Source organism: Thioclava sp. PTB-PU3-1, from assembly GCF_055666785.1.
In genome coordinates, this window is sequence record NZ_JBVNVL010000003.1 from 273,236 (window position 1) to 294,318 (window position 21,083).

Sequence of the window (21,083 nt, forward strand, 5' to 3'; positions counted from 1 at the left end):
CCTTAATCGGTTGCGAGCCGGACAAGAAAAAAGGCGCCCGAAGGCGCCTTTTCGAAATGATCACTGGGTCATGCCATCCCAGAAGCTTTTGACTTTCTTGAAGAAACTCGCACCTTCCGGGTTGTTCTCGGCCTCGATCCCCTGGAACTCCTTGAGGATTTCCTTCTGCCGTGCGGTCAGGTTCACCGGGGTTTCGACGGCCAGTTCGATGAACATGTCGCCAGACCCGCCGCCGCGCAGCGCGGGCATACCCTTGCCACGCAGGCGCATCTGCCGCCCCGATTGGCTGCCGGCCGGGATCTTCACACGGCTTCGGCCGCCATCTATCGTCGGCACTTCGACCTCGCCGCCAAGGGCTGCGGTCGCCATGCTCACCGGCACGCGGCAATGCAGATCGGTGCCTTCGCGTTCGAAGATCGCGTGCGGCTGGACCTCGATGAAGATGTAGAGATCGCCCGACGGACCACCGCGCAGCCCCGCCTCGCCTTCGCCGGCGTGACGGATGCGGGTGCCGGTCTCGACCCCCGGAGGGATGTTGACCTGAAGCTGGCGATCGACCTCCACGCGGCCTGCACCATGGCAGACCTTGCAGGGGTTCTTCACCACCTGACCCTGGCCACCACAGGTCGGGCAGGTCCGCTCGACCGTGAAGAAGCCGTTCTGCGCGCGCACCTTGCCCAGACCCGAACAGGTCGGACAGGTCTGCGGCTCGGAGCCGCCTTCCGCACCGGAGCCGTTACACTCGGTACAGGCGGCCGAGCTCGGCACGTTGATCGTCTTGTGGGTGCCGCGATACGCCTCTTCGAGCGTGACGCGCATGTTGTAGCGCAGATCGGAGCCCCGCTGTGCGCGCGAACGCCCACCGCCGGGACCGGCTCTGCCGCCGCCCATGAAATCACCGAACAGGTCTTCGAAGACGTCGGAGAAGGCCGAGGCGAAGTCGCCCTGACCGCCCGCGCCGCCGTAGCCGCCGCCCGGACGCCCGCCGCCCATGCCGCCTTCGAACGCCGCGTGACCGAACCGGTCGTAAGCGGCCTTCTTCTCGGCGTCCTTGAGGACGTCGTAAGCCTCGTTCACTTCCTTGAACTGGGCCTCGGCATCGGGATTGTCGGAATTGCGATCGGGATGAAGCTCTTTCGCCTTCTTGCGATAGGCTTTCTTGATCTCTTCGGCCGAGGCGCCTTTGGCAGTTCCCAGAACGTCGTAATAGTCGCGTTTTGCCATTGGTTACCCCCTTGGCGGAACGCAGACGGACCCGCCCTTAGAAAAGGCAGGCCCGCCCGACATTCCATGCGCAATTACTTGCGCTCGTCCTCGCCCAGATCTTCGAAGTCAGCGTCGACGATATCTTCATCGACATCGCGCGGGCTGTCTTCGTCGTTGGAGCTCTCGCCCTGACCAGCTTTCTCCTGCTCGGCCTTGTAGATGGCCTCGCCGAGTTTCATCGCCGCATCCGTCAGGTTCTGGATCGCGCCTTTGATCTTGCCGGCTTCCTCGGTCTTGAGGGCTTCCTCAAGCGCGTTGGCCGCCAGTTCGATCGCTTCGACGGTCGAGGCATCGACCTTGTCGCCGTGGTCTTCAAGCGACTTGCGGGTCGAGTGCAGGAGCGATTCGCCCTGGTTCTTGGTTTCGACCAGTTCCTTGCGGGACTTGTCCGCGTCGGCATTCGCCTCGGCGTCCTGAACCATTTTCTCGATCTCGTCGTCGGTCAGACCGCCGGACGCCTGGATCGTGATCTTCTGCTCCTTGCCGGTGCCCTTGTCCTTCGCCGAAACGGACACGATGCCGTTGGCGTCGATGTCGAAGGTCACTTCGATCTGCGGCATGCCGCGCGGGGCCGGCGGGATGTCCTCGAGGTTGAACATGCCGAGCATCTTGTTGTCGGCAGCCATCTCGCGCTCACCCTGGAAGACCCGGATCGTCACTGCGTTCTGGTTGTCTTCCGCGGTGGAGAACACCTGGCTCTTCTTCGTCGGGATCGTCGTGTTGCGATCGATCAGGCGGGTGAACACGCCACCCAGCGTCTCGATGCCGAGCGACAGCGGGGTCACGTCGAGCAGGACGACGTCTTTCACGTCACCTTGCAGAACGCCGGCCTGAATGGCTGCACCAAGCGCCACGACCTCATCCGGGTTCACACCCTTATGCGGCTCTTTGCCGAAGAAGCCGGTCACTTCTTCCACGACTTTCGGCATACGGGTCATACCGCCGACGAGCACGACTTCGTCGATCTCGTCCTTGGAGACGCCCGCATCCTTGAGCGCGGCGGCGCAGGGCTTCAGCGAAGCCTTGATCAGGTCGCCCACGAGGCTTTCCAGCTTCGCACGGGTCAGTTTCATGACCATGTGCAGCGGGGTGCCGTCCTTGCCCATCGAGATGAAGGGCTGGTTGATCTCGGTCTGGCTCGAGCTCGACAGCTCGATCTTCGCCTTCTCGGCCGCTTCCTTCAGACGCTGCAGCGCCATCTTGTCCTTGGTCAGGTCGACGCCATGCTCTTTTTTGAACTCGTCAGCGAGGTAGTTGACGATGCGCATGTCGAAGTCTTCGCCGCCGAGGAACGTGTCGCCGTTGGTCGATTTCACTTCGAAGAGACCGTCGTCGATCTCGAGGATGGTGATGTCGAAGGTACCGCCGCCAAGGTCATAGACCGCGATGGTTTTCGATTCTTTCTTGTCGAGGCCATAGGCCAGCGCAGCCGCGGTCGGCTCGTTGATGATGCGCAGCACTTCGAGGCCAGCGATCTTGCCGGCGTCTTTGGTGGCCTGACGCTGCGCGTCGTTGAAGTAGGCGGGCACGGTAATGACGGCCTGCGTGACTTCTTCGCCCAGATAGCTCTCGGCGGTTTCCTTCATCTTCTGAAGAATCACGGCCGAAACCTGTGCGGGGGAGTACTTGTCGCCCTTCACTTCGACCCATGCGTCGCCATTGCCGCCATCGACAATGTTGTAGGGGACGAGTTTCTTGTCCTTCTCGACTTCCGCATCGGTGGTGCGGCGACCGATCAGACGCTTAACAGCGAAAACGGTGTTCGAGGGGTTGGTGACCGCCTGACGTTTCGCCGGCTGGCCGACCAGACGTTCGTCGTCCGTATAGGCGACGATCGAGGGGGTGGTGCGCGCCCCTTCGGAGTTTTCAATCACTCGGGGCTGTGCGCCATCCATGATGGCGACGCAGGAGTTCGTAGTCCCGAGGTCGATACCAATGACTTTACCCATGATGTTACCTCTCTTGGCGATATGACGGGGAACGGGTCCATTCAGGCCCCCGGCCCCTATCCCTTGGGTTTCGGTTTCATGTTCTGCTATCTGGCGGTGTGAGCCGCCTTCGGCTTCGAAGCGTATATAAGGAGGGGAAAATCGGGCTGCAAGAAGGCTCCCCCGAGGAAGAGGGTGAGAAAATGACAGAAAATCCGAAACACGCAACATCTCGGCCCGATCCGCAGGAGATTCGCGGCTTCCGGCATTATCCCGGCTGGCTGGACCTCGACGAGCAAAAGGCGCTGATCGAGACGCTGCGCGGCGTCGTGGCGCAGGCGCCGCTGTTCTCGCCGATGACACCCTACGGCAAGCCGATGTCGGTGCGCATGACCTCCGCCGGGCGGTTCGGCTGGATCTCCGACCGGCGCGGCTACCGCTATTCGGAGACCCATCCCGACGGCCAGCCCTGGCCCGCAATTCCGCAGCCGATCCTCGATATCTGGAAGGCGGTCGCGGGGACGAGCCGCGCCCCGGAATGCTGTCTCATCAACTTCTACGGCGAAGGCGCGAAGATGGGGATGCATCAGGACCGCGACGAGCAGGATTTCGATCAGCCGGTGGTCTCGGTCTCGCTGGGCGATGACGGGCTGTTCCGCATCGGCAACCGCACCCGTGGGGGCAAGACCGAAAGCATCTGGCTGCACTCGGGCGATGTGATGGTGATGGGGGGCGAGGCGCGGCTGCTTTATCATGGCATCGACCGCGTGAAGCCCGGCACCTCGCCGCTGATGCCGAAGGGCGGGCGGATCAACCTGACGATGCGCGTCGTGACCTGACGCCTGTGCTGGCGGCATCTGCGGGAGCCTCCGGCGGGGATATTTTTGCCAAGAGGAAGAGGCTAGTCAGAATGAGCCGCGCGGCAGCGGCGTCGTGCCCTTGTTATAGGGCGTCCAGTCCTCGACATCCGGGTAGTATTTCCGCCGCCACGCCCGCACGCGCGGGTTCATCCGACGCCGCCAGAGCGGCGGGATCATCGCCAGCGCCGTCATGCCGGGATAGCCGAAGGGCAGCTGCGGGGCTTCCGCGGCATCGTAGGTCTGCAGAAGCGGGAAGCGGCGGTCGGGTTTGTAGTGGTGATCCGAATGGCGCTGCAGGTTGATCAGCAGCCAGTTCGAGGCGGTGTGATCGGCGTTCCAGCTATGGCGGGGCAGGACATGTTCGTAACGCCCCTCGCCCTTGTAGCGCCGCGTCAGGCCGTAATGCTCGACATAGTTGGTCAGCTCCAGCTGCCAGACCGCGAAGAGCGCCTGCAGCAGAAACAGGCCGAGCCCCATCCAGCCACCCAGTAGCGCCGCCACGATCAGCGCCAGCGCCTGCAATGCGGCGTAGCGCCAGAACGGGTTGGAGCGGTGCCAGACCGGACGGTCCGCGCGGCTGAGTTTCAGTTTCTCCGCCTTCCATGCGGAGCGGGGGCACTCAAAAATCACCCGCCAGAAGAAGCGGTGAAACCCCTCGTTATAGCGCGCCGAGACCGCATCGCGGGGCGTGCCGACCCAGAGGTGATGGACCAGGAGATGCTCGGTCCGGAAATGGGAGTAAAGGACGCTCGCCAACAGTAGATCGCCCAGCCAGCGCTCCAGCTGGCTTTTCTGATGCAGCAGCTCGTGGGCGTAGACGATTCCGATCGTGCCCGAGATCACGCCCACGCCGAACATCAGGGCGACGATCTCGAAGCCGTTCAGATGGGTCGTATGGGTCACCCACCAGATCGTGCCGAAGATCACGGCCGCCTGAATCGGGAACCAGACCAGCGTGATCGCGCGATACCAGAACAGGTCGGCTTCGGGCGTCTCGGTGTCGGGCTGATCCTCGTTGCGCCCCAGCAACTGGTCGAGCACCGTCGTCAGCCACCACGCATAGGCGGGCAGCAGGATCAGTGTCCAACCGCCGAACCACGCCTCGATCCCCGCCAGCGGCACGGTGCCGAGCGACAGCCAGAAGGGCAGGGCGTGAGAGGGGCGGCGGATTTCGTCGCGGCTGGACATCGGAGCCTCGTGAGCGATGCGGGCGCGGTCATACTAGCCGAACGCTAACCCGATACAATCATTCAGCTTGCGGCCATTCGGCGCTTTGGGCGGCATCCCAGACCTTGCGCATCAGCGTGGGCAGATCGCCGGGCCGGAAATCGGCACGCGGGGTCATGGCATGGGCCTCCGTGCGGGTGACGTGGACCTGCAGGATCAGGTGGAAATGGGTGAAGGTGTGGCGCACCTCGACCGGAGAGAGCGTCCAGTCGGCCTGCATCGGCGGAGCGGGTGTCGGCGCCTCGGACCAATCCGAGCCGGGAAAGCCCAGCGTGCCGCCCAGAAGCCCCTTGTCGGGGCGGCGTTCCAGCAGCACGTCGCCCTGACCGTTCATCGCGACATAGGCGAAGCCACGGCGGGTGGGCTTTTCTTTTTTCGGAGCCTTGCGTGGGAGCGTCTCGGCGATCCCTGCAGCGCGGGCGGTGCAGGAATCAATGAGCGGGCAGATGCCACACGCCGGATTGCGCGGCGTGCAGATCGTCGCGCCCAGATCCATCATCGCCTGCGCGAAATCTCCGGGTCGGTCCTCGGGCGTGATCTGTGCCGTCAATTCGGTCAGCTCCGCCTTCGCACCGGGCAGCGGCGTCTCGACCGAGAAAAGCCGCGAGACGACGCGCTCCACATTGCCGTCGACCACGGCGACCGGCTCGTCATAGGCGATGGCGGCGATCGCGGCGGAGGTGTAGGGGCCGATGCCGGGCAGCTTTTGCAGCTCTGCCGCCGTCTCGGGGAAGCGCCCGTCCAATTCTCCCGCGACGACACGCGCGCATTTCAGAAGGTTGCGGGCGCGGGCGTAGTAGCCAAGCCCGGCCCATTCGGCCATCACGTCGCCATCCTCGGCTGCCGCGAGTGCACCCACATCGGGCCAGCGCTCGGTGAAGCGGCGGAAATAATCGCGCACGGCGGCGACCGTGGTCTGCTGCAGCATCACCTCGGACAGCCAGACGCGATAGGGATCGGGCCGTTCGCCCTCTGCACGATCCGCAGGCGACACGCGCCACGGCATGACGCGGGCATGTGTATCGTACCAGGTGAGCAGGGTTTCGCCGATTGCCCCTTTACCGTCACGCAATGTTTATGCTCCCCTCTTGCCGACCGGTTGGCCCGGCCCGATGTGCTTCCTAGAATGGGATGGATCAAGAGGAACCGCCCACGAATGAAAAAAAGCGACCCGCAAAAGACGCCTTCGCGGCGGATGCGTGGCTTTGAAGCCGCGGGCGGGCTGCTGCGTAACCGTATCCGCGCCGCGGGTGAAGCGCGCGGTTTTGCGGTCTCGCGCCTGCTGACCCATTGGGCGGAAGTGGTGGGGCCTGAGACGGCCGCGCAATGCCGCCCGGTGAAGATCGGCTACACCAAAGGCGGCTTCGGCGCGACCCTTACTCTTTTGACGACCGGAGCGGCGGCGCCGATGCTGCAGATGCAGTTGCCGCAAATCCGCGACAAGGTGAATGCCTGCTACGGCTATAACGCGATCTCGCGCATCTCTTTGACGCAGACCGCGCCGACCGGCTTTGCCGAAGGTCAGGCGCAATTCGCACCGAAACCCAAACCCGAACCCCGCAAGCCGGACCCCCGCGTCGCCGAAGCGGCGAAGGCGCAGGTGGCCGATTGTGGCGATGCCGATCTCAAATCGGCGCTGGAAGAACTGGCAAGAAACGTTCTATCGAAGTCCGCAGAGCGGGCTGCACACAAGAAAGGCAGATAGATGAGCAAAACTCTTTCGATCCTCGGCGGCGTGGCTGTCATGGGGCTTCTCGCGACGGGCGGCTGGTATGCCAGCCAACACAGCGAGGCGAGCCTGATCACTGCGGCCCAAGCGCAGGAAGCCACGGCGAACAAAGATGTCGAGACTCTGCCCGACGTGGTTCTGGGTCAGGAAGACGCGCCGGTCACCGTGATCGAGTACGCCTCCTATACCTGCCCGCACTGTGCCGAGTGGCACAAGGTCGAGTATCCGCAGCTGAAGAAGAACTACATCGACACCGGCAAGGTGAAGTTCATCCAGCGCGAGGTCTATTTCGACAAGTTCGGTGTCTGGGCCGGTCTGATCGCGCAATGCGGTGGCGATCCGAAATATTACGCGATCTCGGACATGATCTATAACAAGCAGAAGGACTGGATCGGCGACGGCAAGCCGCAGACCATCGCGGACAACCTGCGCAAGATCGGCCTGCAGGCCGGGCTGAGCAATGATCAGGTCACCGCCTGCATGAACGACGAGAAGCGCGCCGAGCGGATGGTCGCGACCTTCCAGAAGAACGCGGGCGACGACAAAATCGACGCAACGCCGACCTTCATCATCGACGGCGAGAAGCATTCCAACATGGCTTGGGACGACTTCAAGAAAATCCTCGACGACGAGCTGGCGAAGCAAGCCAACTGATCCCGGCGACAGATGTTGAGAAGGCCGGTCCCGTGGGGCCGGCCTTTTTCATATCCCGAGCCGGTCGAGCGCTGCGTCGAGCGCTGTAGGGTCGTCTATCTCGAGCCGCACCGGCAGGGCGAGTACCTTCGGGCGGAAGCTTTCCGGCAGGCGCACCGCGTCTTTCTCGGTCGTCACCATCTGCGCACCAAGCGTGTCGGCCTCCGCCTCGATCCGCTGCAACAGGCGCGTCGTGAAAGGCTGGTGGTCTTCTAGCGCCTCGCCGCGCAGTAGGTTTGCCCCGAGGCTACGCAAGGTGGCGAAGAATTTCTCGGGATGGCCGATGCCTGCGAAAGCGAGGACGGGAAGGCCCTCCCAATCCATGCCCGTCTGCAGCGGGGCGAGCTGTCCCGTCAGGCGTGGTTTCGAAATTCTGGAACTCCAGAAATTGGCGAATTCAACCTGTGCAGCTTCCGGCCCGATCGACAGCAGAAAGTCGGCACGGGCCATTCCGGCCTCGATCGGTTCGCGCAGCGGCCCGGCAGGCAGGCAGCGCCCGTTGCCGAAGCCCTTATGCGCGTCGACCACTACGATCGAGAGGTCTTTCTGCAATGCGGGGTTCTGATGGGCGTCGTCGAGCACGATCACTTGCGCTCCGGCCGCGACTGCGGCGCTCGCCCCCGCCGCGCGATCTCGCGCAACCCAGACCGGCGCGAAGGCGGACAGCAGCAGCGGCTCGTCTCCGGTCTCTTCGGCGCGGTGGCTGCGCTCATCGACCTGCACCGGCCCTTCGAGCGATCCGCCATAGCCGCGCGTGACGACATGAGCCGTCACGCCGCGTGCGGCCAACCGCTGCACCAGCCAGATCACCGTCGGTGTCTTGCCGGTCCCGCCCGCATTGATATTGCCGACCGAGATCACCGGCACGCCCAGCCGAAGCCCCGGCTGCGCCACGCGCCGCTTCGTCATCGCCGCGTAGAGCGCGCCAAGCGGCGACAGAAGCCGCGCACGCAGTCCCGGCGCATCGGGGGCGTTGAACCAGAAGCCGGGCGCGCCCATCACGCCACCCGTGCGGGCTGGGTGCCCGAGAGAATCTCGGCCAGGTCGCGGGCGATGGTCTCCACCGCGCCGGCGCCGCCCGAGGTCACCGCCCAGGCGTTATGGGCCAGCTGCGCAGAGCGTTCCGGCGCGATCAGGTCCGCGACCACTTCGGGCAGATCCTCGGGCACCACGACGCCGCGACAGGCTTTCGCCGCCTCGAGCCGCAGGTAATCTTCGCGGAACGGGACGAGCTTGGGACCATGGAGGATCGCCGAGCCAAGCGCCGCCGCCTCGACCGGGGAGCGCGGCGCCTGCGCCGTCCCTGACAAGGTGCCGCCCATATAGCTCAGCGCGGCCAGCCGGTACCAAAGCCCGTATTCCATCGCGTCGTCGGCGATGAAAATCTCGGTCGTCAGTTCCGGTTCGCCCTCGAGCGACCGGCGCGCGACCGACCAGCCCTCGGCGGTCAGCTGCGCGGCAAGGGCCTCGCCTTGGGATTCGTCATCCGGCGCAAGCAGAAGCAGCAGCCGATGCGCATGGCGCTGGGCGTAGCGATGCGCCGCCGTCACCGGGCCGATTTCGGCCTCGGGCACGGCGGCGGCGAGCCAGACCGGGCGCGCGCCCATCGACTCGGCCATCGAGGCGCGCTCTGCCTCGGAGCCGTAAAGCGGCTGCGGCGGCTCGCCGAGCGCACCGTCATTGACCACGATGACCGGCCCATTCAGTTTGTCGCCCACCCGTTCGAGGCTCGCCTCGTCGCGCAGGTAGATGCGGTCGATCCGGCCCAGCAGCGTCAGCGAGACGTCATCGAGTCGCAGCCCATCCTGACCGCCGAGTTTCGCATCGGCCAGAACGCTGGCAATGCCGCGTTTCTGCGTCTCCGCGATCAGGGCGGCGGGCAGCGTGTCGTCCATGATGAGCACGAGATCGGGGCGCCATGCATCCAAGACCAGACGGACTGATGCCGGACGATCCTCGGGGGTGGGCCGGAAATAGACCTCTTCGGGCAGACCGTCCGGCGGATCTTCCGCGTCGCGCACCGTCATCGCAATGCGGATATCGGGCATCCGCGCGGCCACCCTGCGCGCGACCAGCCCGGCGGCTTCCGCGCATTTCCCCGCAGCCCAGATCCACAGCAGCGGGGCGTCGGCGCGCTCCTCCCCCTGACCGGCCTCGACCGCGGCTTTCGCCTTGGGTCCCGCAGGACGCAAGGCAGAGAGTTGCAGCCTGAGCCAGAGAGGAAGAGAGCGCGCCATGCCAGCCTTAGTTGCCGAGCTCTTCGGTGGTCGACACTTCGAGCTCTTCGTCGCGCAGGCGATGCAGGTGCGCGATGAAGTAACGGGTATGGGCGTCGTCGACGGTGCGCTGCGCCTCGGCCTTCCACGCGGCATAGGCGGAGGCGTAGTTCGGGTACATCCCGACGATATGGATATCGTCGACATTCTTGAATTCGGTGCGGCTCGGGGTCACCAGCTCGCCGCCGAAGACGAGGTGAAGACGTTGCGGGGTCGGTTTGGCCATAAGAACTCCTGTCGGCTTTTCTGCGGCGCAGAGATTACGCTTTGCCCCCACGCTTCACAAGGAGAGGGCCGGGGCCGCACGTAGCCGTTACCGCGCCAGTCCCAGAGACTCCAGATATTCCGCGCCTTTTCGCACGCCAATCTCGTCGTTCACTTCCAAAATAAGGCGCGGCATCTTGGGTAGCTTGCCAAGCGCCTTGAAGACCGAGTGCCACGCGATCGTGCCCTCGCCCGGATGCCAGTGCCGGTCGCCATAGCCGTCGATATCCTGCAGGTGGACATGCTCCAGCGCCGCGCCTGCCGCATGGACGAACACATCGACCGGCGGCGCGCCGCAGCGGCGATGCATGAACTGTGCATGGCCCGTATCGAGCGAGACCTTCACCGCTTTGCTCTTCATCTTCGCGGCCAGTTCGACACGCAGGTTCGGCGTGATGTCCTCGCAATTCTCGATGACCAGCGTCACGCCCAGCTCCTCGGCGCGTTCGATCACCGGGGTCAGGACATAGCGCACGCGTTCGACCTGAATGAACGCGTTCGCGGGGTTCTGCTCCAGATCGGCTTCCTTCCACAGCGTATAGGGCGAGTGGATCACCATCTGATCTCCGCCCAGCTCCGCCGTGATTTCCAGCACCCGCAGCATCCGGGCGCGGATGACCTCGATGATCTCGGAATCGGCGCAGTCGATACTGAACGAGGTGAAGGGCCCGTGCAGCCCCAGCCGCCCGGTATAGCCGTCGAGCAATTCCTTCGTCCGCGCGACCATCTTGCGCAGATCCGCATCCGTGGCGTTCGGCCAACAGAAGCTCTGCAATTCCAGATCGCGCTGGTTGTTCAGAATCCAGTCGCGATGATGCGCGAGCATATCGAGGCTCAGCGCAGCACCGAGCAGCGGTAATTCCTTGGCCATGGGGTCCTCCTCCGGATCGAATGCTCGCGCAAGCCGCGGGGCTTTTCAATCCCGTGAGCGCGCTATATCGGAACGTCATGAAACGCAGTCTGCCCGAGTTTTACGAGTCCATGGTGGAGAACGGGGACCTCAACCCCGATCCCGCCCAACGCGCCATTCTGCCCGAACTGGAGCGTGTGCGCCGCGCGCTGGAAGAGGCGCCTGCGCCCGAGCCGGTGAAACGCGGGCTCTTCAAGCGCAAGATCAAGCCGGTCGAAGGCGTGCGCGGCCTCTATATCTGGGGCGGTGTCGGGCGCGGGAAATCCATGCTGATGGACCTGTTCTTCGGCCAGACCGACGTGCCGAAACGCCGGGTGCATTTCCACGCTTTCATGCAGGAAGTCCAAGGCAAGCTCGACGATGCGCGCCGCGCCAATACGGTGGATGCGATGCGCCCCGTGGCCGAAGAGGTGGCGGGCTCGCTGCGGCTGCTGTGCTTCGACGAGATGCAGATCACGGATATTGCCGACGCGATGATCGTGGGCCGCCTGTTCGAGGCCCTGTTCGAGCGTGGCGTGACCATCGTCACTACCTCGAACCGGGTGCCCGAAGACCTCTACAAGAACGGGCTCAACCGCCAGCTTTTCCTGCCCTTCATCGGGCTGATCCGCGAGAAGCTCGACATCTACGAACTGGCCTCCGAAAACGATTACCGGCAGAACCGTCTCGCAGGCCAACAGGTCTATTTCACGCCTGCGGGTCGCGAGGCGCGCGCGAAGATGGATGCGCTTTGGGATGAGCTGACCGGGGGCGATCATCACGGCAAGCTCGACATTCCGGTGAAAGGCCGCACGGTCGAAATCCCGCATTTCCACAATGGGGTCGGCCGCGCGAGCTTCTGGGATCTCTGCGCGCAGCCGCTGGGTCCGGCGGATTATCTCGCCATCGCGGATGCGGTGAAGGTGCTGCTGCTTGACGATATTCCGCTGCTCTCGGCCTCGAACTTCAACGAAGCGAAGCGCTTCGTCACGCTCATCGACTCGCTTTACGAGGGCAAGGTCCGGCTGATCTGTTCGGCCGCGGACGAGCCCGAGCGGCTTTACGTCGAAGGCGAGGGCACGTTCGAATTCGAGCGCACCGCCAGCCGCCTGCGCGAGATGCAGGCAGACGGCTGGGCGGCTGAGGCTTAAGCCAGCATTTCGTTCAGAAGCGGGCGGACCTTGGTGCCGTAAAGCTCGATCGTCTTGCGCAGATGCGCGGGGTTCTGCGGCCCGCCGCTATATTTCAGCGTGAACCGTGACAGGCCCAAGGCTTTCACCGTCCGCGCGATCTTGCGCGCCACGGTTTCCGGGCTACCGACATAGAGCGAGCCATGCTCGATCTCCGACAGGTAGGCCTCGCGCCGGAAGGGCGGCCAACCGCGCGAGCGCCCGATCATGTCATGCATCCGCGCATAGCCTTCGTAGAACTCTTCCTGCGCGATCTCGTCGGTCTCGGCGATATGGCCGGGCGAGTGGACGCCGATCTTGCCCGGCTTGGTGCCCATCTGGTCATGCGCGCGGTGATAGAGATCGACATGCGGTTTGAACCGGGTCGAATCCCCGCCGATGATCGCCAGCATCAGATCCATCTGCATCGCGGCGGTCTCGACCACCGATTGCGGCGACCCGCCGACCCCGCGCCAGATCTGCAGCGGCGCCTCGGGGCGCGGATAGACGGTGACGTTCTTCAGTGGCGGGCGCATCTGGGCGTCGAAGCTGACCTTCTCCTGCGTCGCGAGCAGGTGCAGAATCTGGGACTTCTCGGTGAACAGCGCCTCGTAATCGTTCAGGTCGAGCCCGAAGAGCGGGAAGCTCTCGGTAAAGGAGCCGCGCCCGATGGTGATCTCGGCCCGTCCCGGCGCCAGAGCGTTCAGCGTCGCGAAACGCTGGAAAACGCGGATCGGATCGTCCGAGGACAGCACCGTCACGGAGGTGCCCGCCTTGATCTTCTCGGTGCGGGCAAGGATCGCCGAGAGGATCGGCTCGGTCGAGGAGATCGCGAAATCCGGGCGGTGATGTTCGCCCAGACCGATATAGTCGAGCCCGACCTGATCGGCGAGTTCGCCTTCGGCCAACGTGTCGCGGATCACTTCGGCATGGCTGCGCAGCAGGCCATCCTCCCCGCGCGTCACATCGCCGAACGTGTCGATCCCAAGCTCAAGCTGCATGGTGGTCTCCTTTCCTGTTCACGCGAAGATAGGGGCGCGGGCGCAGGTCAGCCACCGGTATCCTCGCACAGACTCCGTGCGAGACCGCAGCCTCAGCCGTTGTCGCGCAGCACCCGGCCCGCGAGGTAGAGCGAGCCGCAGATCAGGATGCGGGCATGGGGATGGATCGCGACGATCCCCGCGATGGCCGAGCCGACCGAGGCCGCAGGGCGGGCCTCTATGCCGACCACGCGTGCGGCTGCGGCGGTGTCTTCGGCGGGCAGCGTGTTCGCCTCGCCGGGGATCGACACCGCGAGCAGGCTCGCCGCGTGATCCGCCAGCGGACGCAGATAGCCGGTCACGTCCTTGGTGTTGAGCATGCCGCAGATCAGATGGGTCGGGCGTTTCGGAAGCGCGCCGAGCGTCTTTGCGATCATGTCGCCCGCCGCCGGGTTATGCCCGCCATCGAGCCAGACCTCCGCCTCGGGCGCACCGTCCACCAGCGGTCCGTGACGCAGCCGTTGCATCCGGGCGGGCCATTCAGCCTTCGTCACCGCCGCCTCGCAGGCAGCCTCGTCAAAGCCCAGATGCCGCAACGCCGCGAGCGCCGCCCCGGCATTCGCGATCTGATGCGGGCCGGGCAGGTTCGGCAGCGGCAGATCGAGAAGCCCGTTCTCGTCCTGGAAGATCAGCCGGTCGCGCTCTTCCCAGACCTGCCAATGCTGGCCATGCACGAGAAGTGGCGCGCCGAGCTTTTCCGCCCGAGCTTCGATCACCTCAAGCGCGCCTTCCTGTTGGGGGCCGACCACGCAGGCCACGCCGCGCTTGATGATCCCGGCCTTCTCGCCCGCGATCTCGGCCAGCGTTTCGCCGAGGAATTGCTGATGGTCGATCGAGACCGGCGTGATGATGCTCAGCGCGGGTTTGTCGACAACATTGGTCGCGTCGAGACGTCCGCCGAGCCCCACTTCCAGCAGCGTGTAATCCGCAGGGGTCCGCGCGAAGGCCAGAAGCGCCGCCGCCGTCGTCACCTCGAAGAAGGTGATCGGCTTGCCGCCATTCGCCGCCTCGACCTCATCGAGTAGCGCGGCCAGATCGGCCTCTGAGATGAGCGATCCGGCGATCCGGATGCGCTCGTGGAAGCGTGCGAGATGCGGCGAGGTATAGGCGTGGACGCGCTTGCCCGCAGCCTCCAGCCCCGCGCGGATCATCGCCTGGGTCGAGCCCTTGCCATTGGTACCCGCGATATGGATCACCGGCGGCAGCTCACGCTCGGGATGGTCGAGGTCCCCCAGCAACCGCTCCATCCGGTCGAGCGACAGGTCGATGACCTTGGGATGCAGCGCCATCAGGCGGTCGAGAATATCATCGGAGCTTTGCGTCATTGGCCCCTCCGGCCTTAGATGGCGGACCGGGGAGGGGGCGCTGCCCCCGCGGCTGATGCCGCCCCCCGGGATATTTCAGCCAATACGAAGATCAGGTCTTGGGCTTCGCCTCGGCCTCGGGAGCCGCCTCGGCGACCGCTTCCTCGGGCGCCTTCTCCGGCGCGGGCAGATCGCCCTTCACCGCAGGCGGCAGGTTCATCAGCATGCGCAGGATGGTGATCAGCTCGTCGCGCATCTTCATGCGATGCGTCACGCGGTCGAGCATCCCGTGATCCAGCAGATATTCGGCGCGCTGGAAGCCCTCGGGCAGCTTCTCGCGGATCGTCTGTTCGATGACGCGCGGGCCCGCGAAGCAGATCAGCGCGTTGGGCTCTGCGATATGCACGTCGCCCAGCATCGCGTAGGAGGCGGTCACGCCGCCGGTCGTCGGATGGGTCAGCACGACGATATAGGGAAGGCCCGCTTCCTTGAGCATCTGCACGGCGACGGTGGTGCGCGGCATCTGCATCAGCGACAGGATACCTTCCTGCATCCGTGCGCCGCCAGCCGCCGAGAACAGCACCAGCGGACGCTTGAGCTTCACCGCGCGTTCGGCCGCCGCGATGATCGCGTTGCCGACATACATGCCCATCGAGCCGCCCATGAAGGTGAAGTCCTGCGCGGCGGCCACGATGGGCGTGCGCCCGATCTCGCCCTCGGCCACCAGCATCGCCTCTTTTTCGCCGGTCGATTTCTGTGCCGCCTTCATCCGGTCCGGATAGCGTTTCTGGTCCTTGAAATGCAGCGGATCGGTGATCGGTTCGGGCACTTTCACTTCGGAGAAGATGCCGCCGTCGAACAGCGCCTCGAAGCGCACGCGGGGCGTGATCGCGAGGTGGTGGTCGCAATTGGTGCAGACGTTCAGATTGTCCGACAGCTCCCGGTGGAACAGCATCGTCCCGCATTCGGGACATTTCGTCCAAAGGTTCTCGGGCACTTCGCGGCGCGAAAACAGCGAGTTAATCCGAGGACGGACGTAATTGGTGATCCAGTTCATCGTATGAGCCTCTCGCTGGGGCGGGTCGGTTTGGCTTGAAATACGCCGCCCCTGCACGAATTGCAATCAGACGCGGAGGGTGAGGCGGATCAACAACCACGCGATCAGCAGGTGCAGCATGTCCAGCAGAAGCCACGGCAAGAGGTCCCAAAGGTCGCGTGTGTTGATCACGATCGTGTAGAGCGCGAGCCCATCGAGCTGGCCGTAGAAGCCCACGAGGAAGAGCGAGCCGAAATTATTGGCGAAATGCAGCGCAAGGGCTGCGCCGAGATTGCCGGTCCGCGCGGTCAGGTCGCTCGCGAGGCAGCCGAAGCCGAAAGCCCAGAGCGCGGGCCAGAGCGCGTTGCTGCCATAAGCGCCGGGCGAATAATGTAGTGCGCCGAACAGAGCCGAGGGCAGAACCATCCAGATCAGGGGGCTGCGCCAGCGCGCCGCGAGCTGCTGCAGGAGATAGCCGCGAAACAGCACCTCTTCGGTCGCGATCTGCACCCCCAGAAGCGGCAGCGCGATCGGTGCCCAGCTCAGCACATGCAGCAGCGGGTTGGAGCGCGCTGCGGCCTCGCTGAACTGGGTCAGCCCGAAGGAGAAAAGAGCGAAGAGCAGCAGAACCGGCAGCACCTTCGTGAAGGTGGCGAGGCTCCGCTGTCCGAACAGCGTCGCGGGCGCGCGGTGATGCAGGTGGCGGCTGACGACGAAAGTCGCGATCAGAAGCGGCGCGAAGCTTGCGAGCAGGATGGCGAGGCCACGCGGCGTCGAGCCATGGGCGATTTCCTGAAACAACCGAAGCATCGAGAAATCGTCGAGCATCGAGGAGAAGAACAGGATCATCGCCCAGCCGCTGAGCAGGTAGAAGGCGACGATCACGCCCAGACCCAGCATCCCGCGCCAGATCTGCGCATAAGGCTTCGCGGGGGCCGCGAACGCCTCGAGCGGCGCATATCGGTTCGTGCGCGCGATCACCGGGCGGGGCTCGCAAGAAGAGGGGCGGCTGCAAGGGGCGATTGGGTCATCTGGGTCTTCCGCAAAGCTGAGCTTCGGTGATAGCGGCTGCGGCCCCGGTGAGGCAACGGCTTTACTTTTCGCGGCGCGGGCAGGACAAGAGGCGGCTGTCTTCTGACCGGGGTGCAAATGTTTGAACTTCCTCTCGATCTGGTGGTGATGCTGATCGGCGCGGCCTTCGCAGCGGGGGTGGTCGATTCCATCGCGGGCGGCGGAGGGCTGATCACGGTGCCGGCGCTTTTGCTGGCGGGTGTGCCGCCGGTGCAGTCGCTGGCGACGAACAAGATTCAGGGCACGTTCGGGGCAGCGACCGCAGCGATTTCCTACGCGGCCTCGGGCCATGTGGTGCTACGAAAACAGCTGCTGGCCGCCGTGATCGGGTTCCTTGGCGGGCTCGCGGGGGCGCTTCTCGTGTCGCGCATCCCGACTGATAAGATCGAGATCGCCCTGCCGTTCATCCTCGTCGCGATTGCCGCGTTTTTCGCCTTGCGGCCCGGTTTGGATGACACGGATCGGGTGCAGCGTATTCGGCCCGGCCTGTTCACGGCCGCCTTCGTGCCGGTGATCGGCTTTTACGACGGGCTGATCGGGCCGGGGACGGGGTCGTTCTTCATGATCGGTTTCGTGACGCTGGCGGGCTACGGCGTGCTGAAGGCGACGGCGCATACGAAACTGCTGAACTTCTCGTCGAATATCGGGGGGCTGACGGGGTTCCTGCTGGTCGGCTCGCCGCTCTGGGTGCTGGGCATCGCGATGGGACTGGCGCAGATCGCCGGGGCGCGGCTGGGCTCGCGGCTTGCGATGCGGGTGGGCGCGCGGCTGATCAAGCCGCTGCTGGTGACGACCTCGACGCTGCTGGCCGCGAAGCTGCTTTGGGACCTGATTTAGACCCTAGCCCTGCACCTGCGACAGGATCGTGCGCAGCTGCGCGAAACTGCCCGCGATGCCGTCGGGGGCGGGTTCGGCGATGAAGGCGTCCAGCTCGGGCCAGACCTTGATCGCCGCGTCGATGCGCGGGGCCGAGCCTTCCGCATAGAGCCCCGCCTGAATCATCATCTCGGCCCGGTCATAGGCGCCAAGCAGGCTGCGCGCCTTGCCGATCAGCCGGTTTTCCTCGGGATCCGCCGCGTCGGGCAGCGAGCGCGAAACTGAACGCAGCATGTTGATCGCCGGGAAGCGCCCCCGCTCCGCGATCTCGCGCTCCAGCACCACATGGCCGTCGAGCACGCCGCGCAGGATATCGGCGATCGGCTCGTCCATATCGGAACCGGCCACCAGAACCGAGAAAACGCCGGTGATGTCGCCTTGACCTTCGGCGCCGGGGCCCGCGCGCTCGCCCAAGGCCATGATCTGATAGGAGGTCGAGGGCGGATAGCCGCGCAGCGAGGCGGGCTCGCCCCCGGCGAGCGCCACTTCGCGATGGGCTTCGGCAAAGCGCGTGATCGAGTCGGCGAGGAACAGCACATGCTGGCCCGCATCGCGGAAATGCTCGGCCACGGCCATCGCAGTCCAGGCGCATCGGCGGCGCACCAGCGGCGATTGATCCGAGGTGGCGGCGACGATCACCGCGCGGGCCATCCCCTCCGGGCCGAGCGTCTTTTCGACGAATTCCCGCAATTCCCGGCCGCGTTCGCCGATCAGCGCGATGACGACGATATCGGCAGAGACCCCGCGCGCGAAACTCGCCAATAGCGAGGATTTCCCGACGCCCGATCCCGCGAAAAGGCCGACCCTTTGGCCTTGGACCAGCGGCAGCATCGTGTTGAAGGCGGCAAGTGACGTCTCCAACCGACCGCCCAACCGCTTGCGCTGGGCGGCAGGAGGCGGGCTTGCGCGCAAATCGCGCTCGCGCCCGCCGTGGATCAGCGGTTGCCCGTCGAGCGGCTTTCCGAACGGGTCGATGATGCGCCCGACCCAGCTGTCATGCGGGGCGATCCCGCCCTGACCGAGCAGCTCCACCTCGTCGTCGATCGCCACGCCATCGGCGGCTCCATCGGGCAGCACAGTGACCGCCCCGCGCGTCAGCGACAGAACTTCCGCGCCGATTTCGCGCCCGCTTTGGCAGCGAATCGTCGCGCGGTCGCCAAGGGCCGCCGAACGAGCCAGACCGCTGACCTTGATCATCCCGCGCCGCACCTCGCGCACGCGCCCGACCGCATGGGTGCTCGCGATACCGCGCATTTCGGCGCGCAACAGGTCGAATCCCGCAAATGCCATTCTGGCCTCCGATGTTCTCGAAACGTTTTCTAAACGATTCGCTCTTAAAGCTTGGTTGATAGCTCGGAGGAGAAGCCCCGATGTTCGAGAAGATTGAGATCATGAAAATGGCCAGTGCGATGGCCACCCACGCCGCAGCCCGCCAGAACGCGGTTGCGGAGAATATCGCCAATGCGGACACGCCCGGCTATGCGGCGCGTGACCTGCCGGCTTTCGAAGACCTCTATCGCAGCGAGGGTAGCGGCGCTCTGCGGGCGACGCGGTCGGGTCACATCGACGCCTCGGCGACGATCACCACCGCGCCCGAGGTGATCGCCTCTCCCGGAGTCACCTCGCCCGACGGCAATTCGGTCTCGCTGGAAGAAGAGATGGTCCGCTCGGTCGAGGTGAAACGCGAGCATGATCTGTCGCTCGCGATCTACCGCTCCTCGCTCAACATCCTGCGCAGTTCGCTCGGGAGGGGCTGAAGATGAGTGATTTCACCCAATCCATGGCGCTGTCCGCCTCGGGCATGAAGGCGCAGGCGATGCGGCTTCGGCACAGTTCTGAGAATATCGCGAATGCCGATACGCCCGGCTATCACCGCAAGATTGCGGGCTTCGAGAAGGTCGTCTCCGAAGGTGCTCCCACCGGAGAGGTCACCCTTGGCCCGGTGCGGCTCGACCGATCCGAACTCACCCAAATCTACGAACCTGGCCATCCGATGGCCGACGAGAACGGCTACTACGACGGCTCGAATGTCGATCTGGTGGTCGAAATCGCTGACGCGCGCGAAGCGCAGCGCAGCTACGAGGCGAATTTGCGCATGTTCGATCAGGCCCGGCAAATGTCGGCCTCCCTGCTCGAACTGCTTCGCCGCTAAAGACCGAGGAGATCTAGAATGGATTTTAACACCTCCCTTGCAACGCAAAGCTACGCCCAGGCCCGGGCTGCTGTCCCGCCGGAAGCGGGCGGTTCCGGGCCGGGCTCCCTTGTCGAACAGGCGGCGAACTCATTCGTCGATGCGGTCAAGGCAGGCGAAGACACTGCCAAAGCCGCGATGGCGGGACAGGCTGATCCACATGCGCTGGTGCAGGCGCTCGCCCAGACGGAACTCGCGATCGAGACGGCGGTGACCGTCCGCAACAAGGTCGTCGAGGCCTATCAGGGAATTCTCAGGATGCCGGTCTGATGCAGGACGCGATTTTCTTCGACACGCTCCGGCAGGGCTTGTGGATCGCCGTGCTGATCGCCGCGCCGCTTCTGTCGGTCGCGCTGGTCGCCGGGGTCACGATCGGTCTCTTTCAGGCGCTGACCTCGGTGCAGGAAATGACGCTGACCTTCGTGCCCAAAGTGGGGGCGATGCTCGTCGTGTTCTGGGTGTCGATGAGCTTCATGTCGGAAAAGCTGGTGGAGTTCTTCACCCGCACCATCCTGCCGATCGTCGCCGGGGGCTGAGATGGATAACGCAATCTATACCACACTCACCCGGCAATCCGGCCTGATGCGCGAAATGCGGACTGTCGCGAACAATATCGCGAATGTCTCGACCACCGGGTTTCGGCGCGAGGGCGTGATCTTCTCCGAATATCTCTCGGGGTTGGAGGGTAACGAACCCTCGCTGTCGATGGCGCGGGCGCATGGTCGTCTGATCGATCGAAGCCAAGGCGGGCTGACCCAGACAGGCGGCACCTTCGATTTCGCGATCGAGGGCGAGGGGTTCTTCATGATCGAGACCCCGCAGGGCAATCAGCTCACGCGGGCTGGCAGTTTCATCCCATCGGCTGAAGGCGAGTTGCTCACGCCCGACGGGTTCCGGCTGCTCGATTCCGGTGGCACCCCTGTTGCGATTCCCTCGGGGGCGACTTCGGTCGCGCTCGCGGCCGATGGCACACTTTCGAACAACGGCCAGCCGATCGCGCAGGTCGGCGTCTACCTTCCTACCGATCCAAACGAATTGAGCCATGTCGGCGGCACCCGCTTCACCGCAGAGGCCGGGGCCGAACCGGTGGAGGGCGCGGTTCTGATGCAGGGGTATCTCGAAGACAGCAACGTCGATCCGATCACCGAGATCGCGCGCATGATCGAGGTCCAGCGCGCCTACGAGATGGGCCAGGCCTTTCTCGAACGCGAAGACGAACGAATCCGCGGCGTCATCCAGACGCTCGCCCGCTAACAGGAGGCCC

General features: G+C 64.7%; 23 protein-coding genes. 10 read left to right on the forward strand and 13 right to left on the reverse strand.

Annotated elements, in window-relative coordinates:
- Window positions 1-60: 60 nt before the first annotated feature.
- On the reverse strand, window positions 61-1,224 hold the full coding sequence (gene dnaJ / locus ACZ7GB_RS11040; protein WP_078541605.1) for a molecular chaperone DnaJ: 1,164 nt from the start codon (window positions 1,222-1,224) through the stop codon (window positions 61-63).
- A 74-nt stretch (window positions 1,225-1,298) separates the two neighbouring features.
- Window positions 1,299-3,215, reverse strand: a complete 1,917-nt coding sequence (dnaK, locus tag ACZ7GB_RS11045; RefSeq protein ID WP_078550926.1) for a molecular chaperone DnaK — start codon at window positions 3,213-3,215, stop codon at window positions 1,299-1,301.
- A gap of 182 nt (window positions 3,216-3,397) precedes the next feature.
- Here dnaK and ACZ7GB_RS11050 point away from each other — a divergent pair, with 182 nt between their 5' ends.
- Window positions 3,398-4,033, forward strand: a complete 636-nt coding sequence (locus ACZ7GB_RS11050; protein WP_472158684.1) for an alpha-ketoglutarate-dependent dioxygenase AlkB family protein — start codon at window positions 3,398-3,400, stop codon at window positions 4,031-4,033.
- Window positions 4,034-4,099: 66 nt separating this feature from the next.
- Here the strand turns inward: ACZ7GB_RS11050 and ACZ7GB_RS11055 are convergent, their stop codons facing one another.
- Both ACZ7GB_RS11055 and mutY read right to left on the reverse strand, forming a co-directional pair.
- Window positions 4,100-5,242, reverse strand: coding sequence for an alkane 1-monooxygenase (locus ACZ7GB_RS11055; RefSeq protein WP_472158686.1), 1,143 nt, complete (start codon window positions 5,240-5,242; stop codon window positions 4,100-4,102).
- Between the two features lie 58 nt (window positions 5,243-5,300).
- Window positions 5,301-6,353 carry an A/G-specific adenine glycosylase gene (gene mutY, locus ACZ7GB_RS11060; protein ID WP_472158687.1) on the reverse strand — a complete coding sequence of 351 codons (1,053 nt, stop codon included), beginning with the start codon at window positions 6,351-6,353 and terminating at the stop codon, window positions 5,301-5,303.
- Between the two features lie 84 nt (window positions 6,354-6,437).
- On the opposite strand from mutY, the gene ACZ7GB_RS11065 reads away from it, so the two are divergent.
- Both ACZ7GB_RS11065 and ACZ7GB_RS11070 read left to right on the forward strand, forming a co-directional pair.
- Window positions 6,438-6,986, forward strand: coding sequence for a DUF721 domain-containing protein (locus ACZ7GB_RS11065; protein WP_143595172.1), 549 nt, complete (start codon window positions 6,438-6,440; stop codon window positions 6,984-6,986).
- Complete coding sequence (locus tag ACZ7GB_RS11070) at window positions 6,987-7,664, forward strand: DsbA family protein (RefSeq protein ID WP_274962471.1); 678 nt, start codon at window positions 6,987-6,989, stop codon at window positions 7,662-7,664.
- Between the two features lie 48 nt (window positions 7,665-7,712).
- Here ACZ7GB_RS11070 and lpxK read toward each other — a convergent pair whose 3' ends face one another.
- The 4 genes from lpxK to ACZ7GB_RS11090 form a co-directional block, all read right to left on the reverse strand.
- Window positions 7,713-8,702 carry a tetraacyldisaccharide 4'-kinase gene (lpxK, locus tag ACZ7GB_RS11075; protein WP_472158689.1) on the reverse strand — a complete coding sequence of 330 codons (990 nt, stop codon included), beginning with the start codon at window positions 8,700-8,702 and terminating at the stop codon, window positions 7,713-7,715.
- Window positions 8,702-9,940, reverse strand: coding sequence for a 3-deoxy-D-manno-octulosonic acid transferase (locus ACZ7GB_RS11080; RefSeq protein WP_078550920.1), 1,239 nt, complete (start codon window positions 9,938-9,940; stop codon window positions 8,702-8,704). The genes lpxK and ACZ7GB_RS11080 overlap by 1 nt, the downstream gene beginning before the upstream one ends.
- A 7-nt stretch (window positions 9,941-9,947) precedes the next feature.
- On the reverse strand, window positions 9,948-10,205 hold the full coding sequence (locus ACZ7GB_RS11085) for a DUF4170 domain-containing protein (RefSeq protein ID WP_078522252.1): 258 nt from the start codon (window positions 10,203-10,205) through the stop codon (window positions 9,948-9,950).
- 87 nt (window positions 10,206-10,292) lie between these two features.
- Window positions 10,293-11,114: a sugar phosphate isomerase/epimerase family protein gene (locus ACZ7GB_RS11090; RefSeq protein WP_472158691.1), complete on the reverse strand. Its 822-nt coding sequence runs from the start codon at window positions 11,112-11,114 to the stop codon at window positions 10,293-10,295.
- Between the two features lie 77 nt (window positions 11,115-11,191).
- On the opposite strand from ACZ7GB_RS11090, the gene zapE reads away from it, so the two are divergent.
- Window positions 11,192-12,283, forward strand: coding sequence for a cell division protein ZapE (gene zapE / locus ACZ7GB_RS11095; RefSeq protein ID WP_078570839.1), 1,092 nt, complete (start codon window positions 11,192-11,194; stop codon window positions 12,281-12,283).
- Here zapE and ACZ7GB_RS11100 read toward each other — a convergent pair.
- From ACZ7GB_RS11100 to ACZ7GB_RS11115, 4 genes are all read right to left on the reverse strand, one after another.
- Window positions 12,280-13,302, reverse strand: coding sequence for an LLM class flavin-dependent oxidoreductase (locus ACZ7GB_RS11100; RefSeq protein WP_472158692.1), 1,023 nt, complete (start codon window positions 13,300-13,302; stop codon window positions 12,280-12,282). The genes zapE and ACZ7GB_RS11100 overlap by 4 nt on opposite strands.
- Window positions 13,303-13,394: 92 nt before the next feature.
- Window positions 13,395-14,666, reverse strand: coding sequence for a bifunctional folylpolyglutamate synthase/dihydrofolate synthase (locus ACZ7GB_RS11105; protein ID WP_472158694.1), 1,272 nt, complete (start codon window positions 14,664-14,666; stop codon window positions 13,395-13,397).
- 91 nt (window positions 14,667-14,757) lie between these two features.
- Complete coding sequence (gene accD / locus ACZ7GB_RS11110; protein WP_078522256.1) at window positions 14,758-15,702, reverse strand: acetyl-CoA carboxylase, carboxyltransferase subunit beta; 945 nt, start codon at window positions 15,700-15,702, stop codon at window positions 14,758-14,760.
- Between the two features lie 66 nt (window positions 15,703-15,768).
- Window positions 15,769-16,662, reverse strand: a complete 894-nt coding sequence (locus tag ACZ7GB_RS11115) for a lysostaphin resistance A-like protein (RefSeq protein ID WP_472158696.1) — start codon at window positions 16,660-16,662, stop codon at window positions 15,769-15,771.
- A gap of 168 nt (window positions 16,663-16,830) precedes the next feature.
- Between ACZ7GB_RS11115 and ACZ7GB_RS11120 the strand changes: the two genes are divergently transcribed.
- A complete protein-coding gene (locus tag ACZ7GB_RS11120) occupies window positions 16,831-17,589 on the forward strand; it encodes a TSUP family transporter (protein ID WP_078541616.1) in 759 nt (252 codons plus the stop codon).
- A gap of 3 nt (window positions 17,590-17,592) precedes the next feature.
- On the opposite strand, the gene ACZ7GB_RS11125 is transcribed toward ACZ7GB_RS11120, so the two are convergent.
- On the reverse strand, window positions 17,593-18,918 hold the full coding sequence (locus ACZ7GB_RS11125) for a FliI/YscN family ATPase (RefSeq protein ID WP_472158698.1): 1,326 nt from the start codon (window positions 18,916-18,918) through the stop codon (window positions 17,593-17,595).
- Between the two features lie 80 nt (window positions 18,919-18,998).
- On the opposite strand from ACZ7GB_RS11125, the gene ACZ7GB_RS11130 reads away from it, so the two are divergent.
- The 5 genes from ACZ7GB_RS11130 to ACZ7GB_RS11150 are packed head-to-tail and all read left to right on the forward strand — an operon-like array spanning window position 18,999 to window position 21,073.
- Window positions 18,999-19,385: a FlgB family protein gene (locus ACZ7GB_RS11130; protein ID WP_078605961.1), complete on the forward strand. Its 387-nt coding sequence runs from the start codon at window positions 18,999-19,001 to the stop codon at window positions 19,383-19,385.
- Between the two features lie 2 nt (window positions 19,386-19,387).
- Window positions 19,388-19,780: a flagellar basal body rod protein FlgC gene (flgC, locus tag ACZ7GB_RS11135; RefSeq protein ID WP_078602322.1), complete on the forward strand. Its 393-nt coding sequence runs from the start codon at window positions 19,388-19,390 to the stop codon at window positions 19,778-19,780.
- A gap of 18 nt (window positions 19,781-19,798) precedes the next feature.
- Window positions 19,799-20,089, forward strand: a complete 291-nt coding sequence (gene fliE, locus ACZ7GB_RS11140) for a flagellar hook-basal body complex protein FliE (protein ID WP_472158700.1) — start codon at window positions 19,799-19,801, stop codon at window positions 20,087-20,089.
- The gene (locus ACZ7GB_RS11145; RefSeq protein ID WP_078522260.1) at window positions 20,089-20,355 is read left to right on the forward strand and encodes a flagellar biosynthetic protein FliQ; all 267 of its coding nucleotides are present in this window, start codon (window positions 20,089-20,091) and stop codon (window positions 20,353-20,355) included. Before fliE ends, ACZ7GB_RS11145 begins: the two co-directional genes overlap by 1 nt.
- Window position 20,356: 1 nt before the next feature.
- Window positions 20,357-21,073 (forward strand): flagellar hook-basal body complex protein, encoded by a 717-nt coding sequence (locus ACZ7GB_RS11150; protein WP_472158702.1) that lies wholly within the window; start codon window positions 20,357-20,359, stop codon window positions 21,071-21,073.
- The last annotated feature ends 10 nt before the right edge of the window (window positions 21,074-21,083 follow it).